At 40.1% G+C, this 11,985-nt stretch carries 11 protein-coding genes; 5 read left to right on the top strand and 6 right to left on the bottom strand.

All coding sequences use genetic code 11. From position 1 onward, the window contains the following. Position 1: 1 nt before the first annotated feature. Positions 2–454, bottom strand: a complete 453-nt coding sequence (locus AC1RJ8_RS07095) for a sugar O-acetyltransferase (protein WP_492952970.1) — start codon at positions 452–454, stop codon at positions 2–4. Between the two features lie 566 nt (positions 455–1,020). Next, positions 1,021–1,782 (bottom strand): DUF72 domain-containing protein, encoded by a 762-nt coding sequence (locus tag AC1RJ8_RS07100; protein ID WP_492952969.1) that lies wholly within the window; start codon positions 1,780–1,782, stop codon positions 1,021–1,023. A 233-nt stretch (positions 1,783–2,015) separates the two neighbouring features. Here AC1RJ8_RS07100 and AC1RJ8_RS07105 point away from each other — a divergent pair, with 233 nt between their 5' ends. After that, entirely contained in the window at positions 2,016–2,522 is a 507-nt protein-coding gene (locus AC1RJ8_RS07105) for an RNA polymerase sigma factor (protein WP_492952968.1), read from the top strand. A gap of 241 nt (positions 2,523–2,763) precedes the next feature. Here AC1RJ8_RS07105 and AC1RJ8_RS07110 read toward each other — a convergent pair whose 3' ends face one another. Together AC1RJ8_RS07110 and AC1RJ8_RS07115 are read right to left on the bottom strand one after the other, a co-directional pair. Next, positions 2,764–3,411: a response regulator transcription factor gene (locus tag AC1RJ8_RS07110; RefSeq protein ID WP_492952967.1), complete on the bottom strand. Its 648-nt coding sequence runs from the start codon at positions 3,409–3,411 to the stop codon at positions 2,764–2,766. Positions 3,412–3,594: 183 nt separating this feature from the next. Beyond that, the gene (locus tag AC1RJ8_RS07115; protein WP_492952966.1) at positions 3,595–4,533 is read right to left on the bottom strand and encodes a manganese catalase family protein; all 939 of its coding nucleotides are present in this window, start codon (positions 4,531–4,533) and stop codon (positions 3,595–3,597) included. A 231-nt stretch (positions 4,534–4,764) separates the two neighbouring features. Between AC1RJ8_RS07115 and AC1RJ8_RS07120 the strand changes: the two genes are divergently transcribed. From AC1RJ8_RS07120 to AC1RJ8_RS07135, 4 genes are all read left to right on the top strand, one after another. Continuing rightward, the gene (locus AC1RJ8_RS07120; RefSeq protein ID WP_492952965.1) at positions 4,765–6,963 is read left to right on the top strand and encodes a hypothetical protein; all 2,199 of its coding nucleotides are present in this window, start codon (positions 4,765–4,767) and stop codon (positions 6,961–6,963) included. 126 nt (positions 6,964–7,089) lie between these two features. Next, on the top strand, positions 7,090–7,671 hold the full coding sequence (locus tag AC1RJ8_RS07125) for a YciE/YciF ferroxidase family protein (RefSeq protein WP_492952964.1): 582 nt from the start codon (positions 7,090–7,092) through the stop codon (positions 7,669–7,671). A 752-nt stretch (positions 7,672–8,423) separates the two neighbouring features. Continuing rightward, the gene (locus AC1RJ8_RS07130; RefSeq protein WP_492952963.1) at positions 8,424–8,549 is read left to right on the top strand and encodes a hypothetical protein; all 126 of its coding nucleotides are present in this window, start codon (positions 8,424–8,426) and stop codon (positions 8,547–8,549) included. Continuing rightward, positions 8,527–9,099 carry a hypothetical protein gene (locus AC1RJ8_RS07135; RefSeq protein ID WP_492952962.1) on the top strand — a complete coding sequence of 191 codons (573 nt, stop codon included), beginning with the start codon at positions 8,527–8,529 and terminating at the stop codon, positions 9,097–9,099. The genes AC1RJ8_RS07130 and AC1RJ8_RS07135 overlap by 23 nt, the downstream gene beginning before the upstream one ends. 184 nt (positions 9,100–9,283) lie before the next feature. On the opposite strand, the gene AC1RJ8_RS07140 is transcribed toward AC1RJ8_RS07135, so the two are convergent. Then, positions 9,284–10,030: a LytR/AlgR family response regulator transcription factor gene (locus AC1RJ8_RS07140; protein WP_492952961.1), complete on the bottom strand. Its 747-nt coding sequence runs from the start codon at positions 10,028–10,030 to the stop codon at positions 9,284–9,286. Between the two features lie 11 nt (positions 10,031–10,041). Next, positions 10,042–11,952 carry a histidine kinase gene (locus AC1RJ8_RS07145; protein WP_492952960.1) on the bottom strand — a complete coding sequence of 637 codons (1,911 nt, stop codon included), beginning with the start codon at positions 11,950–11,952 and terminating at the stop codon, positions 10,042–10,044. Between the last annotated feature and the right edge of the window lie 33 nt (positions 11,953–11,985).

Below are 11,985 nucleotides of genomic sequence, written 5' to 3' on the forward strand. Positions count from 1 at the left end.
CTTAGATTTCTGTAATTGATTTTATCAATTTTGCGGGGATTCCGCCTACGATGGTATTGTCGGGTACATCTCTTGAAACCACGGACCCTGCTGCCACGACTGCATTTTCGCCAATGGTTATCCCAGGTAAGATGGTAGCATTTGCACCGATCCACGCATTTTTTTTGATATGGATAGGTTTTGCGATCAAGGAATGCCTGTCTGATATAGAGGTTGGATGTCCTTCCGATAGCAAGCTTACTTTTGGCGCAATCTGCACATTATCCCCAATGGTTATGCCGCCCAGATCCAGAAATACACAATCAAAGCTGATAAAAACGTTTTTACCGATCTTGATGTGTTTACCGTAATTGATGTGCAAAGGTGTAAATACATTAACGGTTGCGTCAATTTCTGAACCTACGATCTGGCTTAAAAAGCTTCTGATTTCTTTTGGTTCAGTTGCATTATTCATTTGTACAAGAAGCTTTTTTGTTTCAAACGAAGCTCCAGCACTAATCTAGAAAAACATATTAAATCTAAAGGCTAAGATACTGTATCAAACTAGCCTATAATTTTGAATTTAATCATTTTCGTATCTTTAAATTAAGAATTTGCATTCAAAAAAATAAAGGTGAGTTTTTGGTGCCTTAAAGCAAACAGTCAATCGCAAAACACTGATTTACATACAAATATACCGATGAGTTCGACTCCCTTCGGCTCCACTGGAATCAGTAACAGAAATCACCAAAAAACACTAAAAGCCTGAAAATCAACAATTTGCAGGCTTTTATTTTTTGGTATTTAGTGGCTTTTTTGACCAAATAACGCATATGCGAGGTGAGTTAAGCGGTGAGTCGAACTACGAAAGTTTCGGACTCACCGCTTTAGGACTTAACTAACTGTTAAACAGCTAGTTTACCAAGTACACATCTTGACTTTTTTTGATTGCAATCTTCCCTCGGAAAAGGGATCAAACGATCGTTCTGTTACAGTGAGGTATTTAAAACGATATCTAAAAAGCTTGAAAGGACAAAAATTTTAGACCATATCTGCTACAAAACGCTTTAGGGTTTTTAGATTACCATACGCATTCCCCATGGTATTATTAAAATAAACAAAAACTTCTTTTTTTTCAGATAGCCATTCAGCGATATAACTGGCATATTCTGCAAGCACATCTTCAGGATAACTTCCCCGATAATTCCCGCCTGGCCCATGAAACCTCAGGTAGCGAAAATTGAGATCTGTATTGTCCATGGGGCTCGCTCCAGCCCCCTTATCATGAGTAACCACGCCAAACCCAACTTCCTCCATTAGCTCCATAACCTCTTCAACATAGAGCGAAGCATGCCTGAACTCCAATGCAATCTTCCACTTGTTTTCCGGATCATGTCCGCGCAGGATGCCCGTTAAACGGGAGAGCTGGGGAAAATCGGCTATCCTGATACTTGGCGGAAACTGGACCAAAATACATCCCTTTTTATTTCTGGCATTATCAATTACGTCCATAAACTTAGCAATATCTGCAGGATCAAATCCCAATTTTGGAGAATGGGTGATGCCCTTAAAAAGCTTAAAGGTAAAACGGAAACTGTCCGGAACCTCTTCGCTCCATTTTCTCACTGTTGATGCTAACGGAATTTTATAAAACGAGCTATTGATTTCAATGCTGTTCATCAGCGAGCCGTAATAACACAGCCTGGAGCGTTCTTTAAACTCCTCGGGATAATGCAGTTTATTGGGTACGGGCAATATCAGCCCACTCGTACCTGAATGATAACCATCGATTTCTTTTTCCATTGTTATGAAGAAAAACATCATGATAGGCCAAATTGTTGTATTTAATACATTTTGACAGGCTATTTCGGTAGCATATAGGATGCATATCTACAGGTATTAATCACCAAAGAGATACTGGCAGGTAAAAATACGTAGTATGCGAAATCTACCTGTTTCGCTCCATATTGATAGGAACCGGACATTCCGGTGGTATGGCTTTTGTAATTTATGACTACACGCTAAAACAAAAACCTATGACACAGAAAGAATTCAGCGACACCATCAGTTTTCACTCGCATTCGCTTAGATCACACGCGCTCAATTTTACCAGAGATCAGGAAGATGCCAATGATCTGTTACAGGAAACCTTGCTCAAGGCCACACGTTTTGTTTCCAAGTTTGAAGACGGCACCAACATTAAAGGGTGGCTTTTCGTGATCATGAAGAATACCTTTATCAACAATTACAAAAAAAACCAAAAAACACGAGACCGCACCGTTCAGGAGGAAGAGATTACTTCTGCCAATCTTCATTATAGCGCGACTACAAATGGTTCGGTAGGTAGTTTTGCCATGCAGGACATCAATCTTGCGCTGTCCATGCTGCCCGAAAAATATGCTGCTCCATTTATCCGCTACTTTGAAGGCTATAAATACCATGAAATCGCCGATGAGATGCAGCTGCCACTAGGAACCGTTAAAACCTATATACATGAGGCCCGGATACTTCTGAAAAAATACCTCAAGCAGTACCAACCATAAACAAAAAGAGGAAAGCAGTCCAAGTAACTGTTTTCCTCTTTTTTATACACCGTGTCAAAAAAAATGAAACAACAATCCCCCTCAAGTGGTAGTGGTAAATACGCATTTTACAGTGACTAATACCCTTATTTCTATCTTTTGTAAGGTCAATAAAGCATAGCCCTGTACTTCTTAACTAATTGGATCTAATTTTTCTTCAGTGCAGTTCTACAATATCCTTAAATTGTCAATTCATTCTACATCAACTAAGGATTCCATTGGTGTATGCAAACCGCATCAGGACTGCGGTATTTTTAGCACCTGTTTTATCTATGAGGCTTTGACGGTGGCCTTCCACAGTCCTACGGGAAATGAAAAGTTTATCTGCAATTTCAGCGTTGGTCAACCCCTGACCGATAAGTTCAAGAATTTCAATTTCCCTTGAAGAAAATTCAGATCCATGAATGCCGATAGACGCTGGAAGTGATTTTTCAATCATCTTATCAATAAGCTTAATCGAAAGGCACGAACAGACATAGCGTTCGCCCGAAAAAACTTTTGAAAGTGCGAAAAACAGTTCATTTGAATTTACAGATTTGGTAAGGAAACCCATTGCTCCCCCGCTCATGGCCTGATATAAATGTGATTCATCTTCAAGCATAGAAACAAACAATACAGGAACGTTAAAACCTTTTTCTTTAATTATCCTTACCATTGTTATTCCATCAACAATGGGCATTCCAATATCAGAAACGATCAGATCTGCCTGGCAGCCCTGATCCAGCGCATCGAGTACCTCCTGTCCGTTCCCTGCGGTAAAAACAATTTGGTATTCGCCTGTAGATTCCAGAAGCATTTTAAGTCCGTCCCTGATGACTTTGTGATCTTCTGCTAAAATAATTTTTTTCATTATGAATTGACGCAATCGGGACAAAGCTGTTTTGTGTTGTCGGAATAGTCATATTCTAAATAACACACTATATTCCATAAAGTTTTAGATCGCGCTGTTCAATTTGCCGAAATTAGAGGCCGTATGCATAAAGGCCAAACGTTATGATAACGTTTGGCCTAATAGAGATCCGTTCCGGGAATATTAATCTTTATTGTATTCGCTCCATTGGGCAATACCTTCAGGTTCTGAAGATTTGACTTCGGCACTTTTTTCTTTACTCATTTTAATATTCATCACCGCTGTTGCCTCAAGTTCTTCTGCCTTACGTTCGGAAAGATCGGTAAGTCCTTCGGTCTCTTTCACAAATGCGACTGGATCTGCTATCAATTCCCATTCTTTACCCATTCCCGGCATTTCACCCTTATTCCAGGTACCTGTAAATGAATTTTCTGGGGAAAGGTTAAAATATTGTTGAGTGAACCGTGGGTCGGCCTGCAGTACACCTGGGGGAAAGTTCGGTTGAATGGTATCCAATGCTGCCTCGAACATCTTAAAATGGGCAACTTCCCTGGTCATCAGAAAGGAAAGGGTTTCCTTCACATATGGGTCATCGGTAAATTTCATCAAGTGTTCATAAACCAGTTTGGCCCGCGACTCAGATGCCAGATTTGATCTCAGGTCAACAGTTAGATCGCCATTTGAATGGATATAAGATGCACACCATGGGATACCCTGGCTGTTTGCCAGTCTGGGCCCACCGCTGCTGAGCATTACAAAATGCGGGTTGGCAGTAAGCGCTGAATGGATGATGTTTTCCTTTGCTGCCTTGCCATCAAGTACCTGCATGATCTCCGAGGAATCCGCAGCATCCTTAAGCTCCCCATTTACGCCCTTTAGTAACATCTGGATGGTTGCACCGACAATTTCCAAATGGGAGAACTCTTCGGTAGCGATATCCATCAGCATATCATATTTATCGGGATGGGGCTGCTTGGCACCAAACGCCTGCGTAAAATATTGCATGGCCGCTGCCAGCTCGCCGTTCTCGCCGCCGAACTGTTCTAATAAAATATTGGCAAAAACCGGGTCAGGCCTGGAAACCCTTGCATTAAACTGTAGGTCTTTTGAATGATGAAACATAAGCTTGCTGTTTTGTTAACTGTTTAAGAAGCCGTTATAATTTCAGCTTCCGCATTAAACACATCAAAAAAAGCAATCTGGTTTGCACTTTTAATAAAACGGGTAGTCTGGCACAGAGCAGGTATAACTACCGTAAATACCCGTTTGTGCAATCTAAACCGCTCCTACTCAAGAAAGCAAAACAATACAATAGAAAAATAGGTTTTGTAGGTCAAACAAAACAATTAGGCAATGAAAGGATTATCTCCCTGGGCAATCTCCACGATGGCAGAATTCGAAAACGCTATCCAGATAGGTAAAACAATTATAGGATCAACAATATTCAAGGTATTGCAGACCACCGGTTCGGTATGGATCTCGGTCAGTCGTGGATCTAATGATCCAATATATTTCAGCCCTTGCCCGATAGAAACCGGTGGGATTACAGGCATCAGATCCAAAATACAGGATAGCGCCTTCCATATCAATTTAGTAACAATGATCGGCATTATCGAAATTGATATTAATACCGGAGAAGATGCTTTCCCATTTTTGACTTTTAAAGCTGTACTTACACCAAAAACAGATCTTTATTTTCCTTTCTGCGCACGTGACATCTTAACTGCACAATCTGCATCCGATAGCAGGAAATCATGGGGAGAACTCCACCTAAGCCAAATCGGCACGCGTTCCGGGATAGCCTATTTTAGCAAAGAAAAGAGTATGTTTAGGGTACTTTATCTTCAGAACCTTACTGCGCTATCCCCTTACGCGGAGCAGACTGGAACAACACTCTCAGGGGTTGTTTCCGGGCAATTGCCAGAAATCGGGCTTTCACTTCCCGCGACTACCGAAAAACCATTAAAAAAAGGCCAAAAGGTTGTCATTTCGGATGCCTATATCTGTTTAAAACCGATGGAAGCAAGACAAAGCGACCTCAGCCTTGATTATCTTGATCTACTGGCAGCGGCATATCTCTTAATGCCCCGGCCGGATACCCATTACTTAGAGTGGCCGGAGATCCTGAAAAAAGGGCTGAAAGACCTGATTGAAAATCCAGGCTGCTGGTCGATGGTAGGCGGCAAAAGTTACTTCAATGCCTATGTAAGCGACTATGAAACCCCACCTGAGATTATGGTACAGCTTGCCGTTCTTTTGCCACTTATTGATTATGTGGAATGGAGCGGCGAGGACCTTGGAATAATTAAAAGGATCAAAAATGGCCTGCCTGCTTTTTATAGCAAAAAACTTAAAACAATTGTGCGCTGGCATCCCGCAGCAGAGGATAAACTCAAAGGAGATGAAGAGCAGAAGATGCCAATGGTTATGGATTCCTGGTACCTGCACCATCCCCTGCTCAACCTCTCCAGATTAGCACTAAAGGGTGATCACACTGCAGAAGGGCTCTTCCTTGATTCCATTGGCTACGCAATTAAGGTTGCCCATAAATTCAAATACGAATGGCCGGTTTTTTATAAAATGGATACACTGGAAATTATCAAAGCAGAAACTGCCGATGGTGAAGGCGGGGAACAGGACGTTCCGGGACTTTACGCCCATGTGATGCTACAGGCTTATGAACTCACTGATGACAAAAAATACCTCAGAGAGGCAGAAAAATCTGCGAAAAAGCTTGAAGCTATTGGTATGAAGATTATGTACCAGGCTAATAATACTGCTTTTGCTGCAGGTGCACTCTTAAGATTATATAAGATTACCGGAAATCAACGCTACCTAACCTCAAGTTACAGGTGCCTGGCTTCAATTTTTCAGAATGTGCAGCTCTGGGATTGCAATTATGGTTTTGGAAAACATGTACCCACATTTTTTGCATTATTTCCACTTGCCGACGCACCATATACTGCCGCTTATGAAGAACAGGAAGTTTTCTGCGCCATGCACGATTACTTAAAACATGCGGAAGGCATTGAGATCATGCCAAGTATCAGGCTCCTCTGCACTGAATTTATCCGCTATCTGGTAGAACGTGCACCATATTATTACCCACCGATGCTGCCAAAGGAAATGATATCAGAAAAGGTAAAGACCGGCGAGATTGATCACAAACTCTGGATTGCCCTTGAAGATATCCAGGATGGGAACATGCAGAGCGGCACCGTAGGCCAGGAAGTGTACGGGGCGGGAAATGCGTTTGGCATATTGCCACGTCACTTTATCCGCTTGGACAAAGAGGACTTTCTCATCTTTGCCGACTACCCGATAACAGCATTGAGGCACGGGAAGCAGTCGGTCAGTTTCAGACTGCAGGGTGATGGGCGCATCAGTTGTAGGACGAGGATCGTTCCGGTAAACGGGACAAAGAATTTAAGCGGCATGGATTTTACTTTAGTGGCAGACGGCAAGGAACTCAAAGCCATTAGAGGCAAAAAGGGAGAACTGGAAAGCTTTGTTCGCGGAAACGTAAAGGTGGATATTTCCTGGATAAAATAAACTCACAAAAAATGGAGAGGTTATAAATACCTATATGCAAGTGCCAACTACCTGTTTACGCAATTTCTCAAACCATTTCTCTGCTCATCAGGTTCATACTATACAAAATAACTAAACATAAGATATATGGCAACTCCAACAAAAGCGGCAGCCGCTCAGAAAAACGGCAAAACTGCAACAAAAAAAACCACTGGCAATACCACAGGTAAAATTGAACCTGGTGAATTCCACGAATTCTTCATTGACGAATTAAAGGATATATATTGGGCGGAGAAACACCTGGTAAAAGCGCTTCCAAAAATGAAAAAAGCTGCGACAAGTCCAGAATTGGCCACAGCGTTTGAAAAACATACCCAGGAAACCCAAACTCACATTGATACATTGGAACAGGTATTCGAATTGCTTGATGAGAAACCTGCAGCAAAAAAATGTGATGCGATGGCAGGGTTACTTGAAGAAGCAAACGGCATCATCGAAGATACTGACGCAGGAACGATGATCCGTGATGCTGGTCTGATCCTCGCAGCACAAAAGGTAGAGCATTATGAAATTGCCACTTACGGAACCTTAAAAGTGTTCGCTGAAAACATGGACCGTTCGGACGTAGCTGATTTATTGGGACAAACCTTAGAGAACGAAAAAGCAACAGACGTAGCACTTACCGAAATTGCAGTAAGCGCAATAAATGCTGAGGCGGCAGCTGAATAAAAAAACATTGCTGTCACAGAATTTTATTAATACTCTGATATCAGAGCTTTATAATACTTTAACATTATTACATTTGAAGCCGCGAAACTGAAAGTCGCGGCTTTCTATTTGGCTTTTATTTTTTGGTATTAGTGTTTTTTTGACCAAATAACGCATATGCGAGGCTGTCCGCAACAGCCAATTTACGGAAATTCAAAAAAGTATACCGGCACTGACGCCAAAAGTATTAGCAAAAGAACTTAAACAGCATCAATTAATCAAGAGGGTAATAATTGAAGATTACTCCTATAGAAATTGCTTACTATATTGAGCCTTATGCAAATACATTGACACCCATTATTTATGTGATGAAAGATTGGGGTATTAACCATCGTGAGAAAATTTTTAAAAAATAAAATTACTGGTGGGCGGGTATTCCCAAGTAGCGGCTCTTTCCCACTTTGGTTGTGAAGGGTAATCTTAACTAAAAACTTTAAGGTGAATACTTCCTAAAACACTTCTAATGACCATTCTATTTACTGAATTTTGCTTTTGAATACGATCGATGCGGAGAGTAAAGGAAATTACCTGAACCTTTCGGCAGTTTTCTATTGACAATAACAAAATTATACTGATGCAACGGTCTTTCAGTGATTTTTAAATTATTTTATTTTTTTTCATTTCTTATACCCCCTAAGTCATCTTTCAGGGATTATTATCAAAAAAGGCACTGTCTCCAGGTGCCGGTAATTATAATCTAAAAAAATAAAACCATGAAAAAAAAAATTAAATTGGCGTTGCTCTTCATCTTCACATCGGTAGCAATAGCTGGCTGCAAAAAACAAGATCAAGATTCAATGATAGAAAGGCCCGTAAATGAAGTTATTTCAGCAGCCTAAAGATTATACACACCGGACTTTTGATGAATTAGATATGGAAAGCTTAATAAAGAGTTTCAGGATTTTGATATTTACTATATCAGTCATCTTCTCAGGATGTATATCCAAGAAAAATATTGAGTGTGGTGGATATCCTTATACTTCACTCGAAAAAGTACCCAGAGGAAAAATGGGTATACTTACAGGAAAGGCATATTGGAATCTTCCTCATCATATTGCCGGGCCAACAGCCGATTCATTTTACGTTTATGGTCATTTTGACAGTATCCTTTTCAAAGGTCCAGCTTCGTCAAGCATGTACAGAAAAACCGATATCCGTGCAGCGTCCTGGAAAGCTAAACCCAGCTATGGCAAACTGAATTTTGTTGGCAATTTTAAAGCAGCGCATCTTCCCGGGTTGTATGTAAGTTATTATTTTTCAAAAGATAGACGCAATATACTTCAGGCGCTCTACACTAATCCAGGAACATTGGTTGACGCGGCATTATTTCATAAAGACAGTGTGAACGTTTTGAAAAAACAAGGCATTGTCGTTGAACCTTCACAATAGCCTGATTTCTGGTTAGAAAGGAAAAGTTTATTATTTATTAGCGAACGCTGTGTTGGCTCAAATCGACTTTGGTACATGTGGGCATACCGTTTCGGTAGGGACGCATAGGAAACGGACAAAAAGCCCGGTTTTCTATGCGTTTTCTCGTTTCAGTATCCCTGTAGCGCGCTAAAAATGTGCCGAACTAAGCAATATTCTCCAAATATTTCACAACCTCTTCTTTTTTTCGGCTCGAAACCAATATCCGCTCGTTATTTTGCATCAGTAAATAACCTTCCCGGTAAAACTTTTTAACGTATTTGAAATTTACCATATAAGATTGATGGCATCTCAAAAATCCGAATGGTGTTAATAAATTTTCATATTCCTTTAGGCCTTTAGAAACCAGAATCTCTCTTCCATCTAGTAAATGGAAGGTGGTATATCCTTTATCACTCTTGCAAACCACTATATCATCTATCGCAATGATTTCAATGTATTCGAAGGTTTTTAGCGCAATACGCCTGGTAGCACTCAATCCTTGCGCAAGGTAATGGGCTTTGGCAATGGCCAACTGCTGTTGACTAAACTGCTCCTGTTCCTGATGATGATAACATTTATTAATAATTGCGCTCAAAGAAATTTCATCTATGGGCTTCAGCAAGTAACCAAAAGCGCCTAAATTTAACGCCTGAATAGCATACTGATCATAAGCAGTTAGAAAAATAACCTGAAAATCTTTCATTCCAATTTCATCGAAAAGCTGAAAGCTATCGCCATCTTTCAACCGGATATCCGCAAGAATAATATCGGGCACCATACTGGGTATTTCGACCAAAGCTGTTGATACCCTATCGGTGAAACCTACTATTTCAAGATAACTGATTTTCTTTACAATCTGCAAAATATGCTGCATAATTCGCACTTCATCTTCAAGGATATATAACTTCATTTTGTTTTATTCTATTCTTCAATTAAAGGTATGGTGATTTCAGCAATTACGCCTTGCTCCTCTTTTTTATCATTAACGGTAAATGCTGCATGCTGCTCTTCTGACGAAAAAAGTAATGCCAATCGCTCTTTAAGTATAATCTGCGCCAAAGACTGCTTATTTTGGTTTTCTTTATTATGATTAACAATTCCGCTGCCGTTGTCATCCACCTTAATCAACAACATCTTATCTACCTTACTAAATGAGATCTTCAACATACCTTTATGACTGATAAGCCTTAAACCGTGTTCTATGGCATTTTCGACAAAAGGTTGTATCAGCATTGGGGGGATAAGTGTACGTTGAGGGCTTAAATCTTCATCTACAATTATCTGGTAATCGAATTCCCCCTCATAACGCATTTGCTGAAGCCTGATATAGTTGGTCAAGGTATTTAATTCTTCACTTAGCTCAATAAAATCCTTTCGGTTTTGCTCTAAAACGCCACGAAGTAAACTCGAAAATGAATTGAGATAACAAACCGGTTCATCCACATGGCCTGAGGTGATTAAACTCTGAAGGTTAGCAATTGCATTGAATATAAAATGTGGGTTTAATTGGGTTTGCAATAGCTTTTGTTCGATGTTTAACCTTTGATTCTCAGACTGCAGCAATCTGTTTTTCTCTTTTAAACGTTGTTGACGGTAAATAAAGTAAAAGAATAAAAAAATAGCCAGAAAAACCAAGGTAAGTAAAATAAGTGTCCAGCGCTGCTGCTTTATAGCGGCCTCATTTGACTTATTAAGCTCATTCAGTTTCTGAATGCTTTGATCCTTTTTCTCTGTTTCGTATTTCTCCTGGAGATCAGCAATCTTAACTGCTTCAATCGCTTGATAATTCCTGAGTTCTATGGTATAAGCAGAATCTGCGGCCTCCATAGCATGTACAAAATCTCCCTTGTACTGATAAGCCTCCTTAAGCCCCTGGTAATACAGTCCGTTTTGTTTCTTAAACTGATTCTTCTTTTCGCGCGCAATCCCTTCCCGATAATATTTGATAGCCGAATCGGCCTGTTTATTCCGCATAAAAGCCGTTGCCAAATTGTTGTAAGCGATATCGTTCAGGTTATCATGTTTTTTGAGATAATTGAAATATAACCTACTAAACTCCACCGCTTTTTCATTCTGATGCTGTCTGGCATAAATCTGAGATTCGTTATTGTAAGAACGGGCTATAGCAAGGCTATCGCCAACTTTAACAGCCAGTTCGTGAGCCTTACCATTATAAAATTTCATTTTTTGATCATCATTTAGTCTGGCTGCCAGCAGAAAAGAAATATCATAATAGCGTTGTTTAACAACTGCATGAGTTTTGTATGGATGATTTTCATAATAGAGCACCGAGTATCTGAGCGATTCCTTCTCATTGTTGTTTTGAAAATATGCCTTAGCCAACAAATCGTAAAAACGGTAAGTGATAGGGCTATGAACTCGCTCCGCAATCTTCATGGCAGAAATTATTTTCTCCATTACGCTTGATTCGACGAGTAACCCGTCCCCAAAACTCTGACTTAGAATGCTGTAAGTTTTCAAAAGTTCTACCGCATCATTAGGCGTTTTGCCTTTCATCTGCTTAAATTCAAGCAGAGCACTGTCTGGTTTCCTTTCCAGCAGATATTTTCTTGCCTTAAAATAGTGAAGATAGGAACTAACAGGACCTTGGTCAGCTTTAATAAGATTGTTTTCCTGATTAACTGCGCTTTTGAAGGCCTCATTAGATAAGGTATCCAAGGCTAAAATCGCCCCCAAAGAATCCTTCGCTACACTTGCCCTCTGGCTGTTCTTATGCTGTAATTTAGCCCTTCCCTCTTTATTTTTGCATGCACTGCATACCAGGATTCCACAAAACAGAAGATGAACATATATGGTTAATCTACTACTCATTAATCAAATTATTTTATTTAATATCCTCTAATT

The organism is Pedobacter sp. GW822-FHT03F06 (assembly GCF_058801365.1).